Source organism: Gammaproteobacteria bacterium (genome assembly GCA_022340215.1).
GTDB lineage: Bacteria > Pseudomonadota > Gammaproteobacteria > JAJDOJ01 > JAJDOJ01 > JAJDOJ01.
Map to the genome: position 1 here is coordinate 1 of JAJDOJ010000103.1, position 22,679 is coordinate 22,679.

A 22,679-nucleotide genomic window follows, 5' to 3' on the forward strand; every position below is an offset into this window, starting at 1 on the left:
GCGGGCGCACATCGACGCGAGCCCTTGAAATCCCGATAACCGATCCCCAACTCTACCGGGATCGACCTAAATCTGTGGTTCGATGACGTATTCGGTCGTTGTCGGGCGCTTCAATCCTCGAGAGGCACGGTGAAATGGACAGCAACGAGACGCAAACAGACAAGGGAGACATTGAAGGTAGACACTCGATGGTGCCCGTCCTGCCGCTGAGGGATGTCGTCGTCTATCCCCACATGGTCATACCCCTGTTCGTCGGACGGGAAAGATCGATTCGCGCCCTGGACGAGGCCATGTCGGACAACAAGCAGATCCTGCTGGTCGCGCAGCAAAGTGCGGAACTCGACGAACCCGTCGCGACCGATATCTATCGAATCGGAACATTGTCGACAATCCTGCAGTTACTGAAACTACCTGATGGCACGATCAAGGTCCTCGTGGAAGGTGGCCAGCGAGCCCGCGTACTGGAGTTCGGCGGTGAGGATGACTATCTGACCGCGCATATCGAACTGCTCGAATCGGACGATGAGATCGATGAAAAGGAGCAGGAAGTCCTGACGCGCTCGGTGACGAACCTTTTCGATCAGTACGTAAAGCTGAACAAAAAGGTGCCGCCGGAAGTCCTCACTTCCCTTGCCGGAATCGACGACCCCTCGCGCCTGGCCGACACGATAGCGGCGCATATGGCCTTGAAGCTGGAGGAAAAACAGAAAGTCCTGGAAATCGACGACGTCCGCCAGCGGCTGGAGCACCTGATGTCGCTGATCGAGGGGGAACTCGATGTTCTCAATATCGAGAAACGGATACGCGGACGCGTGAAACAGCAGATGGAGAAGAGCCAGCGCGAGTACTACCTCAACGAGCAAATGAAGGCGATTCAGAAAGAACTCGGTGAGATGGACGAAGCCCCCAACGAAGTGGATGACCTCGCGCGCAAGATCGACGAGGCCGGGATGTCCAAGGAAGCGAAGGAGAAGGCCACCGCGGAACTGAACAAGCTGAAGATGATGTCTCCGATGTCGGCCGAGGCCACGGTAGTGAGAAACTACATCGACTGGCTCGTCAGTGTGCCTTGGAAAAAGAAAACCCGCGTATCCAAGGACCTCGGCAAGGCGGCGACGGTACTGGAGGCGGATCACTACGGTCTGGAAAAGGTCAAGGAAAGAATCCTCGAGTATTTGGCGGTCCAACAGCGGGTACGAAAGCTGAAAGGTCCTATTCTGTGTCTGGTCGGCCCACCCGGTGTTGGCAAGACATCCGTCGGCATGTCGATCGCGCATGCCACCGGACGAAAGTTCGTACGCATGTCGCTGGGCGGCGTTCGGGACGAGGCCGAAATCCGCGGACACCGGCGCACCTACATCGGCTCGCTTCCGGGAAAGATCATCCAGAACCTTTCCAAGGTCGAGGTCAGGAATCCCCTCTATCTGCTCGACGAAATCGACAAGATGGCTATGGACTTCAGGGGTGATCCAGCCTCCGCGCTGCTGGAGGTGCTTGACCCGGAACAGAATCATACTTTCAATGATCATTATCTCGAGGTCGACTTCGACTTGTCGGACGTCATGTTCGTCGCCACCGCCAATACGCTGAACATACCGGGTCCGCTGCTCGATCGTATGGAGGTCATTCGGTTGCCGGGCTACACCGAGGATGAGAAGACACACATTGCAACGCGTTATCTGATCGGCAAGCAGACGAAGAACAACGGCCTCAAGGCGGACGAGATCCATATCACCGATACGGCAATCCGGGATGTCATTCGCCATTACTCCCGCGAGGCGGGTGTAAGGAACCTGGAACGTGAGATCTCGAAGATCTGCCGCAAGGTCGTCAAGACCGAGACCTTGAAGCCGACCGGCAGGAAGGTCGTCGTCACACCGAGGAACCTCGAAAAGTATCTCGGCGTGCGAAGGTTCCGCTATGGTTTGGCGGAGGAGAAGGACCGCATTGGTCAGGTGACCGGTCTCGCATGGACCGAGGTCGGTGGGGAGTTGTTGACCATCGAGGCCGCGGTCGTGCAGGGTAAGGGTAAGTTTACCTACACCGGGCAACTTGGCGATGTCATGCAGGAGTCGATACAGGCAGCCTCGACGGTCGTCAGAAGTCGGGCCTCGGTGTTCGGTATCGATCCGGCATTTAACGAGAATAAAGATATTCACGTTCATGTGCCGGAAGGTGCCACACCGAAGGATGGACCCAGCGCGGGGATCGCTATGTGCACCGCACTGGTCTCCGCCTTGACGTCGATTCCCGTCAAGGCCAGCGTGGCCATGACCGGAGAGATCACGCTTCGTGGTGAGGTGCTGCCGATTGGCGGGTTGAAGGAAAAGCTTCTGGCCGCGCATCGAGGCGGGCTATCCACGGTGTTGATCCCGCAGGAGAATGAAAAAGACCTTGCGGAGATTCCAAAAAATATCAAGCAGAAGCTTGATATTCGCCCGGTTCGCTGGATCGATGAGGTCCTGGCCGTGGCATTGCACGAACTTCCCCGGCCCGCCGACGTTCCCGCCGAGCAAGGTCAGGAGATCAAGCAGGAAACGCCTGCCAACCGGCGCACCGATAAGCAGACCTTGCGCCGACATTGATCCCTACGCCGTCGGAGGACACACAATACTGGACGATCATCCTCCTGGCGTGTGGCTTGCGCTTGCCCGCAGAGCAAGATTTCTGCCGGTTCGGACTCGTCCTGCGCGGGCTCTCTCGCAAATCGTACCATCGGGATGATTTTTTCACGGTAACGAATCACGAATACCTGACCGTCCAGTTTCAAGTGCATTGGACGATGCAATTCCCGTTGACAGTTCATAGTTGTGCTTGGTATAAAACTGCTCCTTCCGGTTCCGGGAATCCCGCGACAATCCCAATCAACTGCGCGGGGATCATAGTAAATCCGCAAGCGTGCCGACAGGCCGTTTGGCTTGATCGCTGAAACGAACCGGATGGCGTCTGCAAGATCAGGCGAAAGCTGCTGAGGATCCGCGGCGCTTGTCGAAGTCGTGATATTCGGGGGTTCTATACACCGGGTCGGAACAGTGCGTTCTTACTGGTCAGCGTGCCGCTTGTGCGGCCAAATGGGATTCTCGATATTTTGTCCACGGTGACTCCTGTTACCGGGTGCCATTCCGGAATCAGTGGATGCCGTAAAAACTCTATGTAATGAGAGAAGGGAGCCAATGAACAAAACTGAACTCACTGATGCCGTTGCGAGCGCCGCGGATCTGTCCAAATCATCGGCGTCTCGCGCCGTCGATGCGATCGTCGATACAGTGACCGACGCGCTCAAGAAAGGTGAGCAGGTATCGATACTCGGCTTCGGTACGTTTCTCGTGAGGGAAAGGAGCGCAAGAAGTGGACGCAATCCACAGACCGGAGACGTGATTCAGATCGCCGCGTCCAAGTCGCCCAGTTTCAAGGCTGGCAAAGCATTAAAGGATGCCGTAAACTGATTCGGCGCTTGCTAGCGGGTGCTTAGCTCAGCTGGTAGAGCGTCGCCCTTACAAGGCGAATGTCGGGGGTTCGACTCCCTCAGCACCCACCAGCCTTGCCAAGCAAAGGAACGATGGTCGCCGTCCTCTGCAATGCAGATCGATCGGTTCCATAGTGCGCTGACAATTCGTGTTACGCTAATTTTTCGGAGTGGTAGTTCAGCTGGTTAGAATACCGGCCTGTCACGCCGGGGGTCGCGGGTTCGAGTCCCGTCCACTCCGCCAATTCCAGCCCGTCGAAGGGGTATCCGAGGATACCCCTTTCTCGTGCCCAAACCCTCCCGGTTTCGCCGGACCGGCAGTCTCGTGCGGGTGCTGGAGTTTCGACCAGTGCACTGACTGAGGCGATTTCTGTCAAATGACCTACCATCCTGCTTGTCTTTTCGTCCCTCCTCTGTGTTGCGATAACCGTTCCATGGTTCGACTATGCGCCTGTCGTCGCGCCTTGATGACGAACGAAAAGCCGGCCCAATCCGGCACGGTATTTTCCGGCAATCACCTAATCCCCTAGATTCGCCATGTTGCAATCCATTCGAGATCGTGCAAGCGGTATCGTCGCGTACGTCATCATCATCCTCATCAGCATTCCGTTTGCCCTTTGGGGCATCAACGAGTACTTCGGTGGAGGACAGGATCTGATCGCAGCGGAAGTCAATGGAAACGAGATTCCGATGCGCGCGTTCTCTTCTGAATTTCAGCAACGTCAACGCAGCCTGCGTTCGATGTTCGGCAACCGGCTTCCCTCTCAATACAGCGATGACGCCATAAAGGATGCTGTGATCGGAGAGCTGGTTCGAAGGGAACTGGTTCGCGAGGAGGTGGAACGATCGGGCTACCGGGTGAGTGACGAGGTGCTCGCGGAAACGATTCGCTCGATTCCGGCATTTCAGGTCGATGGGTCTTTCGATCCGGGCCGTTACGACCAACTCCTGCAGGCCCAGCGACGATCGAAAGCGGAGTTCGAGGCCGGTCTCCGCCAACAGATTCGAGTGGGAGAGTTCGAGGACGGCATTCGCGATACCGCATTCCTGACACGGTCCGAAGCGGCGGACTACGAGCGACTGAAGAACCAGCAACGCGATCTGGCCTATCTGTTGTTTGAGGCGGACAAGGAATCCGCCCGTTCACAGGTGACCGAAGCGCAGATCACTGAGTACTACAAGGCAAACACCGAACGATTCATGACACCGGAGCGGGTGCAACTGGATTTTGTTCAGATCAGCGAGGGCGAGATCCAGAGCCAGGTCGGAGTGGATGAGGAGACCCTGCAGGCGCAGTACGAAGATCAGATGGATCGATATGTCTCACCCGAAGAACGCCGGGCACGACACCTCCTGATAAAGGCCGAGGGCAAGGGTGGTGACGCGGCTAACGACGCCGCCAGGGAAAAGGCCATTGAGGTTCGCAACCGTCTCGCTGCCGGAGAGGACTTCAAGCAGTTGGCCGCCGAATTCTCAGGAGACGACCTGACATCGGAAATCGGAGGGGACCTGGGGTTTCTGGTGCGCGGTGACATGAGCCCCGAGTTCGACAAGGTCCTGTTTGAGCTCGACCGCGACGAGATCAGCCAGCCTGTGCAGGTCGATGGCGGGTTCGACATCATTCAGGTGACGGAAATCAAACCTTCCGAGCAGAAATCGTTTGAACAGGTACGCGATCAGGTCGAGCAGGACTATCGCCAGAGGGAAGCGGAACGTCGGTTCGTCGAGATGACAGAGCGGATGCTGACACTGGCATACGAACAACCGGACAGCCTCGAGCCGGTGTCGGAATCCCTGGGGTTGCCGGTTCGTAAATCGGAATGGATCACACGCGACGGGGGGGAGGGCATCGGTTCCGAGCCAGTGGTCAGGGAGGCGGCGTTCAGCGAAGAGGTGTATGGGCAATCGCGAAACAGCGATCTGCTGGAACTGCCCGACGGTTCGGTACTGGTACTTCGGGTGGCGACTCGCGAAGCGTCGAAGGTCGCACCGCTTGACGAGGTCCGGGGCGAGATCGTCGACTCGATTGCGCAGGAGACAGCGGCGGCGCAGGCAAAGGAAAGGGGCAATGCCGCAATGCTCGAGATTCGGGGCGGCGCCGATCCGGCGTCGGTTGCGGCCTCGAGCGGTGCGCGCTTCGAAGCGCCCGGCCACATTCGCCGCACCGCACCCAAGGTTGACTCGCGCATTCGCGTCAGTGCCTTTAGTCTGCCGGCGCCGGCAGAGGGCGCCAGCTCGGTCGACGGCGTCGAGATGTCCGACGGTGCCTTTGCCGTCGTTGTCCTGCGTGGCATTCGTGAGGAATCGGCGCAAAAGGGAGAGGAAACCGCTGCCGGGGCAGATGCGGTCGTCAGGGCATACGGTTCCAGAGAACTCAACGCGGCGATCGGCGCACTCGAGGAAGATGCGAAGGTTCGCATTTTCCGCGAAAATCTGTGATTCATGGAGCCCGTCCGTGAATCGGGACGGAATCCCCTGCTGAAGCTAAAACTCCACTGGCAGATCCTGATCGCGCTGGCGGCCGCGGTAGTCGTGGGCCTCGCGATCGGTACCGACGGATCGTTGCTCGGCGTCAACGTGTTGCCGGTCTTTTCCTTTCTGGGTGCGTTGTTCCTGAATGCCCTGAAGATGCTCATTGTGCCGTTGGTGATGGCGTCGATCATCTACGGGATCTCGGGCATCGGCTCGCAAGGGGCCCTCGGGCGCCTCGGCGGCAAGACCCTGCTCTACTATCTGGCGACCTCGACCCTTGCCATCGTGACCGGGCTGGTGATGGTCAATCTCGTGCAGCCGGGCCTGATCGGAGGGGAACCGGCAGCTGACACGCTGGGTCTGAGCGCGGATACGGCGGAAATCGCCGGACAGATAGAGGGCCGGGGCGGTAGTGACGTCATCGCGATATTTCTGCGCATGGTGCCGCCGAATATCGTTCGGGCCGCCGCCGATGGCCAGATGCTGGGACTCATCACCTTCAGCCTGTTGTTCGGCTTCTTCATGACCCGGATCGAGCCGGAGCTCGGCAACGTCCTGCAGATGTTCTGGCACGGTGTCTACCATGTGATGATGCAGGTCACCGAACTGATCATGCGATTCGCACCACTCGGGGTGTTCGCACTGGTGACGAAGGTGATAGCGACCTCGGGCATCGACGCGTTCAGGCCACTGGCCGTGTTCTTCTTCACAGTCGCGGCGGCGCTGTCCATCCATGCGTTCGTGACCATGCCACTGATCCTGCGCTGGGTCGCGGGCGTCAGTCCGGTCCGCCACTTCCGGGCCATGCTGCCCTCGCTGTTGACAGCGTTTTCGACGGCCTCCTCGTCCGCGACATTGCCGATCACCATGGAATGCGTCCGCGAACGGGCCGGGGTATCCAGCCGTGTGACCGGCTTCGTGCTGCCGCTCGGCGCGACCATCAACATGGATGGGACGGCGCTCTACGAGTGTGTCGCCGCGATGTTCATCGCACAGGCCTACGGCGTGGAACTGGCATTCGCCCAGCAGTTCGGTATCGTGCTGCTGGCCCTGCTGACCTCTATCGGTGTGGCCGGGATTCCGGCGGCGAGTCTGGTCGCGATCACGATTATCCTGGCGTCCGTGGGTCTGCCCGCGGAGGCGATCGGAATAATTCTGGCCGTGGACAGGCTGCTCGACATGAGCAGGACGGCGGTCAACGTGTTCAGCGATTCCTGCGGTGCCGTGGTCATCGGTCGAAGCGAGGGGGAGAAAGATATTCTTCGGGCCTGAAGGGCGACCCGGTGACGGTTGGTGCGCAGATGGAACCCGGGTCGGTATCCACACGGGGGCCGTGCGAGACGCCTCAGTAGCCAGTCATGCCGATGATGTTGAAACCCGCGTCCACGTAGGTTATCTCGCCGGTAATGCCGGAGGCGAAGTCGGAGCACAGAAACGCGGCGGCGTTGCCGACGTCCTCGATGGTGACGTTTCGACGCAGCGGGGCATTCTTCTCCACGTGGTCCAGCATCTTGCGGAAGTCTCCGATTCCGGCCGCCGCCAGCGTTCGTATCGGTCCGGCGGATAATGCGTTGACTCGCGTACCGTCGGGCCCCAGGGTGTAGGCAAGGTAGCGAACGTTGGCTTCGAGGCTGGCCTTCGCGAGTCCCATGACGTTGTAATTGGGCATCGCCCGTTGCGAGCCAAGGTAACTCAGGGTCAACAGGGCGCCGTGTCTGCCCTGCATCATCTGCCTGCCGGCCTTAGCCAGCGCCGAAAAGCTGTAGCTGCTGATGTCGTGGGCCTGCCGGAAGCCTTCCCGGGTCACGTTGTCGAGGAAGTCCCCCTCAAGTTCCTCTTTCGGAGCAAACGCCACGGAATGCACGATAATATCGACGTGGTCCCAGAAGTCGTCCAGATGTTCGAACACCGCCTCGATCTGTTCGTCATCCTCGACGTCGCACGGAACGACGATATCCGAGTCGCATTCCCCGGCGAGCTTCTCCACTCGCGAGCGCAGGCGGTCGTTCTGGTAGGTAAAGGCCAGTTCCGCACCTTCCCGGCGCATCGCCTGTGAGATGCCCCAGGCGATAGAACGATTGCTGGCGACGCCCACGATCAGGGCGCGTTTTCCATCCAGAAGGCTCATATTCGGGTCTCCGGAACCGGGTTGATTTTCTGTTTCCGTTGCCGAAACGAAACAAGTTGAAATCGCGGGTACGATTCAGGTGGCATGTCCCGGGTTCACCGCGCAACAGGCGAGATCGCGACGGGCAGGGATGCCGGCCCGGGGTTTTGACCGACAGCCGCCACGCGGACAATACTATGCCGCAAGTGTTCAAGATTCAATTTCGAACAAACGCCGCTTTCGGGCCCCGGCCGGATTATCGACCGTCCCCGCCGGGCAGTACCTTGCATGGGAGGGGTGAGCGACTCGGCAATCCGTCCCCGATACACCGGCGGATCCGAGGCGATGTCCGCAGTCGTCGAGGGAAGACCGCAGGGGCGGTGCCTCGCGACAGGCACCTCTATCGATTCCTGGCCCCGGGATGTCTTTTGGCGATGCTTCTTTGGGGTTGCGGTTCTCCGGACGAACCGTGGAACGATCCCTACCCTGGTAAGGATGCGACGGCCAACGTCTCGTACACATCGTTCAACGAACGTCCCAAACACCTGGATCCCGCGCGGTCGTACAGCGCAAACGAATTCCGTTTCATTGCACAGATCTACGAGCCGCCGCTGCAGTATCACTTTCTCGAGCGACCCTATACGCTGGTGCCGCTAACAGCAACGGCATTACCGCAGATCCAGGCCAGGGACGAGCAGGGCAGACTCCTGGACGACGATGCGCCGCACGACGAGGTTGCCTTTACCGACTACATCGTGCGAATCCGTCCCGGCATCCATTATCAACCCCATCCGGCATTTGCGCGGGATGAGGCGGGAAGGGCGAGATATGACGCATCGAAGCGTTGGGACATGGAAGGCATTCGCACGCTCGAAGGTTTCCCCCAGACCGGCTCGAGGGAGCTTACGGCGGCGGACTATGTCTATCAGATCAAACGTCTCGCGGATCCGCGGCTCAATTCCCCCATCGCCGGCCTGATGTCGAAACATATCCTGGGATTCGCCGCCTTTCACGATCGGCTCCTCTCCGAGGATACCGGCGAGGACAAGCGCGAAGGGGTACATTGGCGGGACCTGCGTGACTATCCCATGGAAGGTCTGGAAGCTATCGACGGGTACACCTTTCGGGTACGAATCGAGGGCCGTTACCCCCAGTTCCGGTACTGGCTCGCCATGCCATTCTTCGCGCCCGTGCCGTGGGAGGCCGATCGCTTCTACAGCCAGCCGGGCATGGCCGAAAGAAATCTCACCCTCGACTGGTACCCGGTAGGAACCGGACCCTACATGCTGACCGAAAACGATCCCAACCGTCGCATGGTTCTCGAGCGTCACCCGGGGTTCCACGAAGAAACCTATCCGGATCGGGGCAGCGAGGAGGATCGCGTAGACGGGTTGCTGAAAGACGCGGGACGGCGTCTGCCGATGATCGACCGCGTGGTGTTCAGCCTGGAGAAGGAGAACATTCCTTACTGGAACAAGTTTCTTCAGGGTTATTACGACACCTCAGGTATTTCCTCGGACAGCTTCGATCAGGCGGTGCGCTTCACGGGATTCGGGGAGGCCGGCGTGACCGCCGAGATGGAGCAGCGAGGGATCCGACTCGCCACCGGTATCGACACCTCGATCATGTACATGGGGTTCAACATGCTGGATCCGGTGGTCGGCGGCGACGGTGAACGTGCACGCAAGCTGCGTCAGGCGATCTCGATCGCGGTTGACTACGAGGAATATATCTCGATCTTCGCCAACGGGCGTGGCGAACCCGCGCAGGGGCCGATCCCGCCCGGGATATTCGGTCACGAATCCGGGCCGACCGGCATCAATCCTTTTGTCTACGAATGGGATGTAAACGCCCCGAGGCGAAGACCGCTAGAGGATGCCAAACGACTCATGGTCGCGGCCGGCTATCCCGATGGGAAGGACGCCGCTACCGGCAAACCCATCGTGCTCTACTTCGATACCGTCGGCACCGGTCCTGATGGGCGTGCGCGGCTGAACTGGGTTCGTAAGCAGTACGCAAAGCTGGGGATCCAGCTGGTCATACGGAACACGGACTACAACCGGTTTCAGGACAAAATGCGACAGGGTGTGGCGCAGGTGTACCAGTGGGGCTGGAACGCGGACTACCCGGATCCGGAAAACTTCCTGTTTCTGCTCTTCGGGCCCAACGCGAAGACGGTATCCGGGGGTGAGAATGCGAGCAACTACGAGAACGCGGCGTTCGATCGCCTGTTCGAAGAGATGAAGGACATGACCGACGGACCCGCACGGCTCGAGGTGATCCGGCGTATGGTGGAAATCGTCAGGCGCGATGCGCCCTGGTTGTTCGGATACCATCCGAGGACGTTCACGCTCTATCACGACTGGGTTCACAATCTGAAACCGAACCTGATGGCCAACAACACCCTCAAGTACGAGCGACTCGATCCCGGGCTCCGGGCGAACTACCGGGCCGAGTGGAACCGACCGGTGCTCTGGCCGATTTGGGGCCTGGCGGTATTGATAACGGGTCTGTTCGCCGGCAGCTGGATCCTGTATCGACGCCGGCAGCGGAGTACGGCGTTTTGACTGCCTATATCTTCCGTCGTGTGCTGTACGCCCTGCCGATCGTCCTCGGCGTCAATGTGCTCACGTTCGTGCTGTTCTTCGTGGTCAATTCGCCGGACGATATGGCGCGAATGTTTCTGGGGCAGAAGCGGGTCACACAGGAGCAGATCGACCAGTGGAAGGCGGAGCGCGGCTACGACCGGCCACTGATCTACAACGAGGAACGCGAGGGGCTGGCCCGGTGGACGGATACGATCTTCGTCACCAAATCGCTCGGATTGCTGGCCTTCGAATTCGGCCGGTCCGACGCCGGGCGGGACATCGGACACGATATCCGTCAGCGCATGTGGCCGAGCCTGGCGATCGCCGTCCCGACGCTGCTCGTGGGCCTCGCGGTCAATATCACCTTCGCCATGTCGATCGCTTTTTTTCGCGGGACCTGGCTGGATCTCAGTGGCGTGGTCCTGTGCGTCATGCTGATGTCGATTTCGAGCCTGTTCTACATCATCGGCGGGCAGTACCTGGTGGGCAAACTGCTTCACCTCACACCGATCTCCGGCTATGAACCCGGAACACAGGCGTTTCGTTTCCTGGTCCTGCCGGTCCTGATCGGCGTTTTATCGGGGATCGGGGCGGGCACGCGCTGGTACCGTACGTTGTTCCTTGAGGAGGCGGGCAAGGACTACGTCAGGACGGCCCGCGCCAAGGGGCTGCCCGAGCGCCTCGTCCTGTTCCGTCACATCCTGCGCAACGCCATGATTCCGATCCTGACCGGTGTGGTCGTACTCCTGCCGCTGCTGTTTCTCGGTAGCCTGCTGACCGAGTCCTTCTTCGGTATCCCGGGGCTGGGCAGCTACACCATCGATGCAATCGACAACCAGGATTTCGCGATCGTCCGCTCGATCGTTTATCTGGGAACCCTGCTGTACATACTCGGACTGATCCTGACGGACATCGCGTATACCCTGGCCGATCCCCGCGTTCGGCCAGGTTGAGCCAGGTTTAACGACTCGACTGCAAAGACGCCGGCCGCCACGCAACCCGCAACGAGACGCATGCCCAAACCCGTCGTCCTGCCAACCGATGCCTTATTCTTCGTGCTGCTCCTGGCCGTCGCGGCCTATGCGGCGTACGCCGCCGGAAAGCCGCATCTCCACGAGCCCTGGAAGCGTGTCGTGCGGAGTCGCATCGCCATCGTCTGTCTCGTCTTGCTGGTCACGTATACGCTGATCGCCGTGGCGGATTCGCTGCATTTCCACCCCCGGTTACCCGGGGCCGGACCCGACAGTAAACCGGTCTACTCCAACGAGGTGCTGAGTGTCCTGGACTGGGTGGCGACGCCGCTACGCGAATCGAACGAAAAGACCTACTCGGCGCCCTTTGCCGCGCATCTGTATGTACGCGAACCGGTCGGGCTGCCGGACGGCCGGCAGGAACGCGTCTATCCCCGGCTCCGGCATGGTGGAGCCCATCTACCCGCGGACAGCAGGGGACGTTTCCAGGATATCGCCGTGACCTCTTTCGCCGGTGTCGCGCTGGGTCTCATGGTCTGGACAATGCCGGCGGCCGTGTTGCTTCTCCGGGGGGCGCGCAGACGGGGCATGTCACTGGGCCGGTTCGTCTCCTTCGTTCGCAACGCTCGAGAGGCCGGACCGTGGCGGGCCGCCCTGTGGACGCTGGCGGCCGTGTTCACCGGATTCGCCACCCTCGGCATGCTCGGTCTGGACTACCATGTCCTGGGCACGGACAAGGTCGGGGAGGACGTGTTCTACCAGTCGCTGAAGAGCATTCGGACCGCGGTGCTGATCGGCACACTGACGACCATGGTGATGCTGCCGATCGCGGTCATACTGGGGATCATGGCGGGTTACTTCAGGGGCTGGGTGGACGATCTCGTCCAGTACGCCTACACCACACTGAATTCCATCCCCGGCGTCCTGTTGATCGCGGCCGCGGTTCTCATGCTGAACGTCTATATGTCGACGCACGCCGAACGCTACGACAGCGTCGCAGAACGCGCGGACCTTCGGCTGCTCGCCCTGTGCCTGATACTCGGACTGACCAGCTGGACCAGCCTGTGCAGACTGCTGCGTGGGGAGAGCTTCAAGGTCAGGGAGCTCGAGTATATACAGGCCGCGACCGCTTTCGGCGTGGGACACCCGCGGATCATCCTGCGCCATATCCTGCCGAACGTGATGCATATCGTGCTGATCACGGTGGTGCTCGATTTCAGCGGTCTGGTCCTGGCCGAAGCCGTGTTGTCCTACGTGCAGATCGGTGTGGACCCCGCGACCTACAGCTGGGGCAACATGATCAACGGGGCGCGACTGGAAATGGCGCGCGAGCCGGTGGTCTGGTGGTCCCTTGGCGCGGCCATGATTTCCATGTTTGGTCTCGTGCTCAGCGCAAACCTGTTTTCCGACGTGGTCCGAGACGCCTTCGATCCCCGGCTCCGGCAGCGAATTGAATGAGCGCGGAAACCACCGTCAAGACCGATGCGGGGCCCGTTTGGCTGCTCGAGGTCGCCGGACTGAGTACCCGTTTCGGCGCCGGCCCGCGGGCCATCGTTCCGGTATCGAACCTGAGTTTCCGCATACGGACCGGCGAGGTGTTTGCGCTCGTCGGGGAGTCGGGCTGTGGCAAGTCGATGACGGCCCTGTCGCTGATGCGTCTGCTGCCGGATTCGGGGCGCATCACGGCCGGACGCGTGGCGCTCGGGGGCAGGGAACTGTTGACCCTGCCGGAATCCGCCATGCGGTCGGTGCGGGGCGGGGAGATGGGCATGATCTTTCAGGAGCCCATGACCTCGCTGAACCCCGTACTCACGGTGGGTCGGCAGGTCATGGAGGCCTGCGTCGCGCATGGACACGCGCGTGGGGGGGACGCGCTGCGGCAGGCCGAGGAGCTGCTCCACAAGGTCGGGATCCCGGACACGGCGCGACGGGCCGGGGAGTATCCCCATCAGCTTTCCGGGGGACTGAAGCAGCGGGTCATGATCGCGATGGCGCTCGCCGGAAGACCTGGGTTGCTCGTCGCCGACGAGCCGACCACGGCCCTGGACGTGACGATCCAGACGCAGGTTCTGGACCTGCTGAACAGCCTGCGCAGGGATACCGGTATGGGGATCCTGCTCATTACCCATGACCTGGGTGTGGTGGCCGAGATCGCCGATCGCGTTGCGGTGATGTATGCGGGCGAGATCGTGGAAACCTGCTCGGTCAGGGCGCTGTTCGACAGCCCCGCGCATCCGTATACCCGGCTCCTGTTTCGGGCCCTGCCGGACCGTGCGCGACGGGGCGGAAACCTGGTCGGGATCGCGGGATCGCCTCCGTCCCTGTCCGATCCCGGGAAGGGTTGCCGATTCGCACCCCGTTGCCCGGATGCGATGACGGCCTGTTCCCGAGAGGCACCACAGGGGCACGACCTTGCTGGGGATCACAGGGTTCGCTGCCACCTGTATTCCCTCGGGGCAAGGATTCCGGGAGACGAGCGGCAGGGTCGGTTGGCGGTTCATTCCGCGGGCGTCGAGCGGCCGATCACCGGCGAACCATTACTCGAGGTTCGCGACCTCGAGGTGCATTTCCCGGTGCGGCGTGGATTGTTTCATCGCGTTGTGGGACACGTCCGCGCGGTAGATGGCGTCTCGCTGGCGGTCCACGCGGGGCGCACGCTCGCGCTGGTGGGAGAATCGGGATGCGGCAAGACCACCCTGGGTAAGGGGATTCTGCGCCTCATCGAGCCGAGCGGGGGTAGCGTCCGGTTCCAGGGTTCAGACCTGACAAGACTGGGTCGGAGGGACTTGCGTTCCTATCGAGGCGCCCTGCAAATCATCTTCCAGGACCCCTACGCTTCCCTGAATCCCAGGATGCTGGTGGGAGACATCCTCGAGGAGGGGATGATCGCATTGGGCGTCGAAGGCGACAGGGAGGCGCGCCGGGAACGAGTGGATCTTCTCTTGAAGCAGGTCGGGCTCGAAGCATCCGCAAGGGACCGTTATCCTCATGAATTCTCCGGTGGCCAACGCCAGCGGATCGGTATCGCGCGGGCGCTGACCGTTTCACCCCGCCTGCTGGTCAGCGACGAACCGACCAGCGCCCTGGACGTTTCGGTGCAGGCGCAGATCCTGAACCTGCTCCGCGAGCTGCAGCAGTCACTGGACATCGCCTACCTGTTTATCACGCACGATATCTCGGTGGTCGCCTACATGGCGGACGAGATCGCGGTGATGTATCTCGGGCGAATCGTTGAGCAGGGCACGACCGGCGAGATCCTGACCCGTCCCTTGCATCCCTATACGCAGTCGTTGCTGGCATCCGTCCCGCGGTCCAGGCCGGATCTGGAACCGCAACGGGTCAGGCTCCAGGGCGATCCGCCGTCCCCTGCCGATCCGCCGTCAGGTTGCGCATTTCATCCGCGTTGCCCGTGGTGTGAGCCGCGCTGTATCCGGGAGTTCCCGCCGCAGAGCAGGGCGGGCGATCGCCACATAGTTCGCTGCTTTCGTGCCACGGCAGTCCCCTGATGCAGCGGTTGCGGTAATGGGTCTCGTGCCCCCGGTTTCGGGCCGTAGGTGGCGGAAGCACCTAATCGCTGCGTGGTCGCTATGGTCCGGCAGACGTCCCCGCGAGAAACTGCATACGGACGCCACCGATTTTGATCTTGTCCCCGGGACTCAACAGCCGCGCGCCCTTGTCGATCGTTTCACCGTTGACCTGGGGGCGCTTGTTCTCATCGTCTCCCTCAACGAGCATGATGTAAAAACCGTCTTCCTTGCGCGAGATGGCCGCCACGACGACACCCGGCTGGCCCAGGGTGGTCACTGGTTTGGTCAGGAGGAGTTCCTTACCCTCGTTGGAACCGCTGGTGATGTGAACCCGCGCGTTCGCCAGCTCCCGGCTTCGGGCCTCGGTAGCGTTCATCCGCTGCTTTGCCGCGCCCTTGGCGTCGCCTTCGATGACCACGGTACGGTCCGCCGCCTGTGTGGAATTCCTCGACGTCAACTCGTTGATGTACTCCAGCTTGTGTTGTCCCAGGGAAATGATGTCGCCGTCGTGCAGTGCGTGTTTACGCACCATCCGAGAGTTGACGAAGGTGCCGTTGGTGCTGTTCAGGTCCTCGATGAAGGACTCGTTCAGGATCGTGATCACCTGGGCGTGGTAGCCGCTGATGGACGGATTCTCGATATGGATGTCGTTGTCCGATTTTCGGCCGACGGTGATGCACTCTTTGCTGAGCGGGAACTCGCCCACCAGATCACCTTTGGACGTTACGATCAGTTTTGCCATGGTGCCTCACAGTTTCCGAATATTGCAGCAGGGATATCCGTGGCGGGGCGCGTCGTTTCACCTCGTGGTGACGCGACCGGGTCGACCCCACTCGACCGCCGCCAGCCAAATGTTCGAATATTGGCGATGCAAAGCGTACTCGGCCTCGAGTGAACCGACGGATGGTGAAGTCCACCCGGCGGAGCGCCTCTGCCACTGGAGTGTCTCGTACATCGTTTCGTTTGGCATTGCCGGATCGGTTGGGCCACGCACCCTTGCGGTCGTCCGCGCAACGGCGCTCAGGTAAACCAGCGCGTGAGCTTGCTGCGCCAGGAGGGCTTGTCGGGAAAGGCCTTCAGGGCGTGAATCAGCAGCGCTGACACGTTGTCCTTCCCGCCGCGCTCGTTGGCCTTCTCGATGAGACGGTCCGCCGTTTCGCCGAGGTTGCCATCGAAGGCCTTCAACGCCGCCTTGATCTCCTCGTCTTCGACCATGTCGTTGAGCCCGTCCGAGCAAAGGATGAAGATATCACCCGGATATACCGCGTCCTCGTGAATGTCGACTGCTACCGTCGACTCGATACCCAGGGCGCGGGTGACCAGGTTCTTGTTGAGCGATTCGCGTGCTTCTTCGGGCGTGTAGAGCCCCCGGTCGATCAACTCCTGCAGCAGGGTGTGGTCCACGGTGATCGTCTTGAGTTCGTCGTCGCGAAAACGGTACATTCGCGAGTCCCCGACATGGGCGACCGTGATCTTGTTGTTGTGAAAGATCCCGAGCACGATGGTCGTGCCCATGCCCTGGAACTGTGCCTGGCTGCGGGAGGTCTGGTAGATCGTCTGGTTCGCCTTGACGACGGCCTCGCGGGCGGCGATGCTCTGCCGGGAGTATCCCGTGCTCTCGTCGATTTCCCCCGGACCAATCCCCGGAATGGCCTGCCTCAGTTCGTCGAGAATGGTATTGATTGCGATCGCACTGGCGATCTCGCCTCCACGATAACCCCCCATCCCGTCGGCGAGCGCGACGACCCCAATCTCCAATTCCTCCCCGATGTAGTCCTCGTTGCTCGATCGTACCCGGCCCTTGTCAGTGCGTCCGGCGACCTCTAGGGTATCTTTCAGATTCATAATCTTAGATATTAGACCGCGTTTGCGGAAATGGGGTCTTCGGTGGCTCAGGTGTTTCCGGCATCCGCTGGTCCGGGGAGGTCAGCGCGTGGCGAGCGCGTGTCCTGCGAGTCGTGTGGGTTCTGGATATCGGGAATTCCGAAGGCGATAATGGGTGACGCCAATGCCCCGTCTTCTGTTCGACTTCCGGGCGGCTCGAAGCCCAAGCCGGAAGATCGTCCGGTGAACACGGTCGTATCTAGGGCCCGGCATTCTCCGATGCTTTCATTCTTTGAGGAGTAGCTTACTTTGTTTGTCACGGCGATAACAAATAATGCGCCGCGGATTCATGACAGGTGGCCAGGTTTCGACGTATGCCATGCAGCGTCGCAGCCGTTCCCGCGTTGGTGTCTCGTGTGAACGGTATGCGGCCGGTTGCCGGTGATGCACGCAGTCAGACGCTTGCCTTGAGGGAGTGGTACGCCACGGCGGCCGGTCAGCCTCTGCTATCCAGCGTGAAGTTCGAGCTGGACCGCATCCTGCCACGGATTTTCGGGTACTACGCCCTTGAAATCGGTGGTATTTCCGGTGAAACGGATCTGATGCAGTGTTGCAGAACGAAATGCCGGATGCGGCTGGGTCCGGTGCTGGACGGCGCGGATGTCGTCGGGTCGGGGGATGCGCTTCCGTTCCAGTCGGACAGCCTAGACCTGATCCTGTTGCTTCACGCGCTCGAGTTCTCAACGGATCCACACGCCATCCTGAGGGAAGTGGATCGCACACTGATTCCGGAGGGATACCTGGTCATCGTCGGTTTCAACCCGATCAGTCTTCACGGGCTCTGGCGGATGGCGCTCGGCCGCCGGGGGCGGGTACCCTGGTGCGGGCGCTTCTACTCGGGTTCCAGGATTCGGGAGTGGCTCTCGGTGCTCGGTTTCGAGATGATGTCGACGACCTCGATCGGCTTCCGCCCGCCGATCAATAACCTGTCCATGCAGCAGCGGTCGGGGGTCTTCGATCACGTGGCGAAGGTGTTGCCGAATGCCGGTTCCGCCCACCTCCATCTGGCGCGAAAGAAGGTGGCGACACTGACGCCGATCAAGCTGGCCTGGCCGCGCCGCAGGGGACTGCTCCCGGGCAACCTCACCGAACCGTCGACGCGGTACGTTGCGCGTGTCTGATGTCGTCGAGGTCTTTACCGATGGCGCCTGTCGGGGAAACCCCGGGCCCGGCGGGTGGGGCGCGGTGCTGAGATACCGTGGCCGGGAACGTTCCCTCAAGGGGGCGGAGCCCCGCACGACGAACAACCGCATGGAGCTCATGGCGGCCATCGTGGCGCTGGAAACGCTGAAACGCGCCTGCGAGGTCGTCCTGACGACCGACTCGAAGTATGTCCGTGACGGGATCACCAAGTGGATCGATGGTTGGAGGACCCGGGGCTGGCGGACCGCCGCACGGCAGCCCGTCAAGAACGAAGACCTGTGGAAGCGTCTCGATGCGGCGGTATCGCGCCACCAGGTCAAATGGCATTGGGTCAAGGGTCACAGCGGGCACCGGGAGAACGAACTGGCCGACCGGCTCGCCAATGTGGCGATCGACGAGATGCTGGGGAGATAATCGGTCAGCGATCAGCGATCAGAGCATGAAAGCGCTGACGGCTGATCGCTGAACGCTGACAGCGACAATCGGAGAAACCATGCGGCAGATCGTACTGGATACCGAGACGACGGGACTGGATCCGTCACAGGGACACCGGATCATCGAGATCGGATGCGTGGAGTTGGTCAACCGACGGCCGACGGGGGAGACCTTTCATCAGTACATCCAGCCCGACCGCGAGATCGACGAGGGTGCCGTGTCGGTCCACGGAATCACCACCGAGTTTCTGGCCGACAAACCGCGGTTTCGAGACGTGGCGGAGGCGTTCCTGCGGTTCGTGGTCGGGGCCGAACTCGTGATTCACAACGCGCCCTTCGATATCGGTTTCATCAACGCGGAACTCGAGCGGCTGCCCGAGGTGGATGGCCCAGTGGAAACCCGTTGCGGGCTGCTCGACACGCTCGCGCTGGCTCGAAAGAAACATCCGGGTCGGAAGAACAACCTGGATGCGCTCTGCAAGCGCTACGACATCGACAATTCCAACCGCGACCTGCACGGTGCGTTGCTGGACGCCCGCATCCTTGCGGACGTCTACCTCGCGATGACCGGCGGGCAGGCCAGTCTGGCGTTAGCGGGGGAGGCGGGACTCGATACGACCGAAGGCGAAGGCCCGCGTCCGGTCAGCCGCGAACGGCCGGCGCTGCGAGTCTTGAGGGCGACCGAGGCTGAGCGCGCGGCCCACGAGGCGCGCCTGAGAAACATCGCGGACGCCAGCGGGGGAAACTGTCTGTGGATGGCGCTGGAATCGCGTGACGAGGCCCCAACGGACCGTCCGGACGGTTAAGGCGATTGCCGGAAAATGGCAGACCAGATCGCGTCAGCCCTTCTTCAGGATACGCTGCTGTTCCCGTCTCCAGTCGCGCTGACGCTCGACCTGACGCTTGTCGTGCTGCTTCTTGCCCCGCGCGAGCCCGAGCTGCAGCTTGGCGCGCCCGCGTTTCCAGTACATCGAGAGCGGTACGATCGTGTAGCCGCTACGTTCGACGGCGCCCACGAGCCGGTCCAATTCCCGCCGGTGCATCAGGAGTTTTCGCGTGCGCACGGGATCGGGCGAGACGTGCGTGGACGCGGTGGCGAGCGGTGAGATGTGAGCCCCGATCAGCCAGGCCTCCGCGTCCTTCATCAGGACGTGGCTTTCCTTGAGCTGCAATCGACGGTCGCGCAGGCTTTTGGCCTCCCACCCCTCGAGTGCGATCCCCGCCTCGAAGGTGTCTTCGATGAAGTAGTCGTGACGCGCCTTGCGATTTACGGCGATCGTCGCCGGACCGGGCCCCTGATCCTTTTTCTTTTTTCCCATTTGACAAGTATACCCCCTGACCATCCGGTTCAGCCTTCATTGGCACTCCGGCATTTCTTGTGCCACCTTGGAAAATCCCACACAATACCGGCGCATCCTGGAACAGGGGGGAGGCGTGCCAACCAATCGGACTTCGATGCATGGGGAGTGGTCGAACCGTCTGGCGTTCATACTGGCCGCGACGGGTTCGGCGGTAGGGCTGGGGAACATCTGGAAGTTCCCCTACGTTGCCGGAGAGAACGGCGGGGGGGCATTCGTTATCGTCTATCTGATCTGTGTTGCGGTCATTGGCATCCCGATCATGATCTCGGAGGTGATGCTGGGTCGCCGCGGGCGCCAGAGCCCGATCAATACCATGCGCACGCTGGCGCACGACGAAGGAAAGAGTCGTCGCTGGTCGCTGCTCGGCTGGATGGGCGTCCTTGCCGGACTGCTGATCCTGTCGTACTACAGCGTGATCGCCGGCTGGTGTCTGTCCTATGTCTTCCGCTCGGCCGCGGGGATGTTCACCGGTGCCGATGCAGCTTATGCGGGCGCCGTCTTCGATGCCCTGGTCGGGGATCCCGAGCGGCTACTCGCATGGCACACCCTGTTTATCGTCATCAGCATGATCGTCGTCGCGCGCGGGGTCTCCTCCGGCATCGAGCAGGCGGTGCGTTTCCTGATGCCGGCCCTGTTCCTGCTGTTGATCCTGCTGGTGGGATACGCCATGTCCCAGGGAGAGTTCATGCGGGGGGTCGCGTTTCTGTTCGAACCGGATTTCGGCAAGCTGAACGCAGAGGCGATTCTGACTGCCATGGGGCAGGCCTTCTTCAGCCTCAGTCTCGGTATGGGTGCGATCATGATCTACGGGTCGTATCTTCCGCAGGACGCCTCGATTCCGGGCACTAGCATCATCGTTGCCCTTGCCGATACCGCCGTGGCCATCGTGGCGGGTCTTGCCATCTTCCCGATCGTGTTCGCCCAGGGCCTCGAGCCGGCCCAAGGGCCAGGTCTGATATTTAGGATCCTGCCGATCGCCTTCGGGCAGATGCCGGGCGGGGTCCTGTTCGGTACCCTGTTCTTCGTGCTGCTGGTGTTCGCGGCATGGACATCGGCGATTTCCCTGATCGAACCGGCCGTCGCCTGGCTGGTCGAGAACCACGGTCTGACACGCGTCCACGCGTCGGTGATAGGGGGGGTGGTCGCCTGGGCGCTGGGACTGGGCACGGTGTTCTCCTTCAATATCTGGTCGGAATTCACCCTGTTCGGCAAAAACGTTTTCGAGGTGCTGGATTACCTGACCTCGAACATCATGCTTCCGCTCGGCGGATTGCTGATTGCGATATTCGCGGCCTGGCTGATGAGAGCGGCGGCATCGCGCGACGAACTCGCCATTGCCCCAAGCGCATACCGCGTCTGGCAGGTCCTCGTCAGGTATGTGACACCGGTAGGGGTAGTGCTGGTGTTCCTGAACGCCATCGGTGTTATCTGAGCGCGTTCGTGACGACGATCAACCGCAACGCGCTGGTGCCCTACACGGCCGCGGACATGTTTACTCTGGTCAATGATCTTCGGGCCTATCCGGATTTCCTGCCGTGGTGCGACGAGGTCAAGATCCACGACGAGAGCCCCGACGAGATCAAGGCGACTGTTCACTTCTCCAGGCGTGGCCTGTCCGCCGCGTTTACCACCCGAAACCGACTGCAGATCAACAAGATGATCGAGATGCGGCTCTTGGACGGTCCCTTCCGGCACCTGCAGGGGTTCTGGCGCTTCGAGCCGGTCGGCGACGCAGGCTGCAAGATCCGCCTGGACATGGAATTCGAGATTGCCAATCCTGTGTTGCGCCTCACGATTGGACCGCTGTTTAAACAAATCGCCAACTCGCTCATGGACGCCTTTATCGCCAGGGCGCGAGACGTTCATGGCAGATGAGGAGACCATTACGGTCGAGGTCGCCTACGCGTTGCCCGGCGAGCAGGCCATCATCGAAATACAGGTCCCAGACGGCACGACGGCGGACAAGGCGGTGGAGGTTTCCGGCATCCGCGACCGTTTTCCGGTGATTGACCTGTCGGTCCACAAGCTTGGGATCTTCGGCAAGGCGGCGCCGCGCGATCGAGTACTGGCCTCCGGCGACCGCGTCGAGATCTATCGTCCCCTCATCGCCGATCCGAAGGAGGTTCGCAGGCGTCGTGCCTCTGAGGGGAAGGTAATGAAGAAGGGCGGCGGTCCGATGACGGAGGGGAAAGCCAGAAATTGAGGCCTGCTTCCCGGCTCAGGCGGATCGGTCCGGGTCCGCCCCGGATTCGGATTTGGGTCTTTCGATGCGCGTGACCCGACCCTCCTCGAAGGTGATGGTGAGCCGCTGCTCGATCGTCGGCCGTTTGCCCGGTTTCAGATAGTAGACGTAGTACCATCTGTCCGGACGGAATGGGTCCGATGCGATCGGTGTCCCCATCAGGAACCGCACCTGTTCCGCCGTCATCCCGACCCGAAGCTGATCGATCGCCTCCGGTGGTAGGGCGTTGCCTTGCTGCACGTCGATACGGTAAACCTGGAACGGATTCCAGCTGCAGGCACTGACGCCTCCCGCCACAAGAAAAGTGACAATCACGAGAATATTTCTCATAATCATTTCTGTATCTAGGAGCCTGTCGGACTTAGGTGATCGTAGCGAGCATGATGGGAGAGCGAGATCGAATGTTCACGATTTTGAGGCGCATAGTGGGCCTACGCAACGAAAAATCGGGGGCATTTGAGCCGAGCTCCCATCAGCGCAGTAG

General features: G+C 61.1%; 19 protein-coding genes and 2 tRNA genes. 16 read left to right on the plus strand and 5 right to left on the minus strand.

Annotated features, from left to right (window positions below):
* The first annotated feature begins 188 nt into the window (after nucleotides 1-188).
* From lon to LJE91_07625, 6 genes are all read left to right on the plus strand, one after another.
* Nucleotides 189-2,585 (plus strand): endopeptidase La, encoded by a 2,397-nt coding sequence (lon, locus tag LJE91_07600; GenBank protein MCG6868582.1) that lies wholly within the window; start codon nucleotides 189-191, stop codon nucleotides 2,583-2,585.
* A gap of 588 nt (nucleotides 2,586-3,173) precedes the next feature.
* Complete coding sequence (locus LJE91_07605) at nucleotides 3,174-3,446, plus strand: HU family DNA-binding protein (GenBank protein MCG6868583.1); 273 nt, start codon at nucleotides 3,174-3,176, stop codon at nucleotides 3,444-3,446.
* A gap of 16 nt (nucleotides 3,447-3,462) precedes the next feature.
* Nucleotides 3,463-3,538, plus strand: a tRNA-Val gene (locus LJE91_07610).
* Between the two features lie 95 nt (nucleotides 3,539-3,633).
* Nucleotides 3,634-3,710: transfer RNA gene (locus LJE91_07615), tRNA-Asp, on the plus strand.
* A 293-nt stretch (nucleotides 3,711-4,003) separates the two neighbouring features.
* On the plus strand, nucleotides 4,004-5,905 hold the full coding sequence (locus tag LJE91_07620) for a SurA N-terminal domain-containing protein (GenBank protein MCG6868584.1): 1,902 nt from the start codon (nucleotides 4,004-4,006) through the stop codon (nucleotides 5,903-5,905).
* A 3-nt stretch (nucleotides 5,906-5,908) separates the two neighbouring features.
* Nucleotides 5,909-7,210 carry a dicarboxylate/amino acid:cation symporter gene (locus tag LJE91_07625; protein ID MCG6868585.1) on the plus strand — a complete coding sequence of 434 codons (1,302 nt, stop codon included), beginning with the start codon at nucleotides 5,909-5,911 and terminating at the stop codon, nucleotides 7,208-7,210.
* Between the two features lie 73 nt (nucleotides 7,211-7,283).
* On the opposite strand, the gene LJE91_07630 is transcribed toward LJE91_07625, so the two are convergent.
* Nucleotides 7,284-8,066: an enoyl-ACP reductase gene (locus tag LJE91_07630; protein MCG6868586.1), complete on the minus strand. Its 783-nt coding sequence runs from the start codon at nucleotides 8,064-8,066 to the stop codon at nucleotides 7,284-7,286.
* Between the two features lie 413 nt (nucleotides 8,067-8,479).
* Between LJE91_07630 and LJE91_07635 the strand changes: the two genes are divergently transcribed.
* The 4 genes from LJE91_07635 to LJE91_07650 are packed head-to-tail and all read left to right on the plus strand — an operon-like array spanning nucleotide 8,480 to nucleotide 15,110.
* Nucleotides 8,480-10,612 (plus strand): ABC transporter substrate-binding protein, encoded by a 2,133-nt coding sequence (locus LJE91_07635; GenBank protein MCG6868587.1) that lies wholly within the window; start codon nucleotides 8,480-8,482, stop codon nucleotides 10,610-10,612.
* Complete coding sequence (locus LJE91_07640; protein MCG6868588.1) at nucleotides 10,609-11,586, plus strand: ABC transporter permease; 978 nt, start codon at nucleotides 10,609-10,611, stop codon at nucleotides 11,584-11,586. Before LJE91_07635 ends, LJE91_07640 begins: the two co-directional genes overlap by 4 nt.
* Nucleotides 11,587-11,646: 60 nt before the next feature.
* The gene (locus tag LJE91_07645; protein MCG6868589.1) at nucleotides 11,647-13,062 is read left to right on the plus strand and encodes an ABC transporter permease; all 1,416 of its coding nucleotides are present in this window, start codon (nucleotides 11,647-11,649) and stop codon (nucleotides 13,060-13,062) included.
* Nucleotides 13,059-15,110 carry an ABC transporter ATP-binding protein gene (locus LJE91_07650; protein MCG6868590.1) on the plus strand — a complete coding sequence of 684 codons (2,052 nt, stop codon included), beginning with the start codon at nucleotides 13,059-13,061 and terminating at the stop codon, nucleotides 15,108-15,110. The genes LJE91_07645 and LJE91_07650 overlap by 4 nt, the downstream gene beginning before the upstream one ends.
* A 79-nt stretch (nucleotides 15,111-15,189) precedes the next feature.
* Here LJE91_07650 and LJE91_07655 read toward each other — a convergent pair whose 3' ends face one another.
* Nucleotides 15,190-15,873: an FHA domain-containing protein gene (locus LJE91_07655; GenBank protein MCG6868591.1), complete on the minus strand. Its 684-nt coding sequence runs from the start codon at nucleotides 15,871-15,873 to the stop codon at nucleotides 15,190-15,192.
* A 278-nt stretch (nucleotides 15,874-16,151) separates the two neighbouring features.
* Nucleotides 16,152-16,976 carry a Stp1/IreP family PP2C-type Ser/Thr phosphatase gene (locus LJE91_07660; GenBank protein ID MCG6868592.1) on the minus strand — a complete coding sequence of 275 codons (825 nt, stop codon included), beginning with the start codon at nucleotides 16,974-16,976 and terminating at the stop codon, nucleotides 16,152-16,154.
* Nucleotides 16,977-17,380: 404 nt separating this feature from the next.
* Between LJE91_07660 and LJE91_07665 the strand changes: the two genes are divergently transcribed.
* From LJE91_07665 to dnaQ, 3 genes are all read left to right on the plus strand, one after another.
* The gene (locus tag LJE91_07665; protein ID MCG6868593.1) at nucleotides 17,381-18,136 is read left to right on the plus strand and encodes a methyltransferase domain-containing protein; all 756 of its coding nucleotides are present in this window, start codon (nucleotides 17,381-17,383) and stop codon (nucleotides 18,134-18,136) included.
* Complete coding sequence (gene rnhA, locus LJE91_07670; GenBank protein ID MCG6868594.1) at nucleotides 18,123-18,572, plus strand: ribonuclease HI; 450 nt, start codon at nucleotides 18,123-18,125, stop codon at nucleotides 18,570-18,572. Before LJE91_07665 ends, rnhA begins: the two co-directional genes overlap by 14 nt.
* Before the next feature lie 79 nt (nucleotides 18,573-18,651).
* Complete coding sequence (dnaQ, locus tag LJE91_07675; protein ID MCG6868595.1) at nucleotides 18,652-19,398, plus strand: DNA polymerase III subunit epsilon; 747 nt, start codon at nucleotides 18,652-18,654, stop codon at nucleotides 19,396-19,398.
* A gap of 33 nt (nucleotides 19,399-19,431) precedes the next feature.
* On the opposite strand, the gene smpB is transcribed toward dnaQ, so the two are convergent.
* Entirely contained in the window at nucleotides 19,432-19,911 is a 480-nt protein-coding gene (gene smpB, locus LJE91_07680; protein MCG6868596.1) for an SsrA-binding protein SmpB, read from the minus strand.
* A gap of 136 nt (nucleotides 19,912-20,047) precedes the next feature.
* Here smpB and LJE91_07685 point away from each other — a divergent pair, with 136 nt between their 5' ends.
* The 3 genes from LJE91_07685 to LJE91_07695 are packed head-to-tail and all read left to right on the plus strand — an operon-like array spanning nucleotide 20,048 to nucleotide 22,156.
* On the plus strand, nucleotides 20,048-21,385 hold the full coding sequence (locus LJE91_07685; GenBank protein ID MCG6868597.1) for a sodium-dependent transporter: 1,338 nt from the start codon (nucleotides 20,048-20,050) through the stop codon (nucleotides 21,383-21,385).
* An 8-nt stretch (nucleotides 21,386-21,393) separates the two neighbouring features.
* On the plus strand, nucleotides 21,394-21,828 hold the full coding sequence (locus tag LJE91_07690) for a type II toxin-antitoxin system RatA family toxin (GenBank protein MCG6868598.1): 435 nt from the start codon (nucleotides 21,394-21,396) through the stop codon (nucleotides 21,826-21,828).
* Nucleotides 21,818-22,156: an RnfH family protein gene (locus tag LJE91_07695; protein ID MCG6868599.1), complete on the plus strand. Its 339-nt coding sequence runs from the start codon at nucleotides 21,818-21,820 to the stop codon at nucleotides 22,154-22,156. Before LJE91_07690 ends, LJE91_07695 begins: the two co-directional genes overlap by 11 nt.
* A gap of 15 nt (nucleotides 22,157-22,171) precedes the next feature.
* Here the strand turns inward: LJE91_07695 and bamE are convergent, their stop codons facing one another.
* Nucleotides 22,172-22,525, minus strand: coding sequence for an outer membrane protein assembly factor BamE (gene bamE / locus LJE91_07700; GenBank protein MCG6868600.1), 354 nt, complete (start codon nucleotides 22,523-22,525; stop codon nucleotides 22,172-22,174).
* Between the last annotated feature and the right edge of the window lie 154 nt (nucleotides 22,526-22,679).

Coding starts and splice junctions, on each gene's coding strand:
- LJE91_07605 (MCG6868583.1), top strand. CDS start 3,174: ATGAACAAAACTGAACTCACTGATGCCGTTGCGAGCGCCGCGGATCTG.
- LJE91_07665 (MCG6868593.1), top strand. CDS start 17,381: ATGCGGCCGGTTGCCGGTGATGCACGCAGTCAGACGCTTGCCTTGAGG.
- LJE91_07660 (MCG6868592.1), bottom strand. CDS start 16,976: ATGAATCTGAAAGATACCCTAGAGGTCGCCGGACGCACTGACAAGGGC.
- LJE91_07645 (MCG6868589.1), top strand. CDS start 11,647: ATGCCCAAACCCGTCGTCCTGCCAACCGATGCCTTATTCTTCGTGCTG.
- bamE (MCG6868600.1), bottom strand. CDS start 22,525: ATGAGAAATATTCTCGTGATTGTCACTTTTCTTGTGGCGGGAGGCGTC.
- LJE91_07620 (MCG6868584.1), top strand. CDS start 4,004: ATGTTGCAATCCATTCGAGATCGTGCAAGCGGTATCGTCGCGTACGTC.
- LJE91_07630 (MCG6868586.1), bottom strand. CDS start 8,066: ATGAGCCTTCTGGATGGAAAACGCGCCCTGATCGTGGGCGTCGCCAGC.
- LJE91_07655 (MCG6868591.1), bottom strand. CDS start 15,873: ATGGCAAAACTGATCGTAACGTCCAAAGGTGATCTGGTGGGCGAGTTC.
- lon (MCG6868582.1), top strand. CDS start 189: ATGGTGCCCGTCCTGCCGCTGAGGGATGTCGTCGTCTATCCCCACATG.
- LJE91_07650 (MCG6868590.1), top strand. CDS start 13,059: ATGAGCGCGGAAACCACCGTCAAGACCGATGCGGGGCCCGTTTGGCTG.
- smpB (MCG6868596.1), bottom strand. CDS start 19,911: ATGGGAAAAAAGAAAAAGGATCAGGGGCCCGGTCCGGCGACGATCGCC.
- LJE91_07685 (MCG6868597.1), top strand. CDS start 20,048: ATGCATGGGGAGTGGTCGAACCGTCTGGCGTTCATACTGGCCGCGACG.
- LJE91_07695 (MCG6868599.1), top strand. CDS start 21,818: ATGGCAGATGAGGAGACCATTACGGTCGAGGTCGCCTACGCGTTGCCC.
- dnaQ (MCG6868595.1), top strand. CDS start 18,652: ATGCGGCAGATCGTACTGGATACCGAGACGACGGGACTGGATCCGTCA.
- LJE91_07635 (MCG6868587.1), top strand. CDS start 8,480: ATGCTTCTTTGGGGTTGCGGTTCTCCGGACGAACCGTGGAACGATCCC.
- LJE91_07625 (MCG6868585.1), top strand. CDS start 5,909: ATGGAGCCCGTCCGTGAATCGGGACGGAATCCCCTGCTGAAGCTAAAA.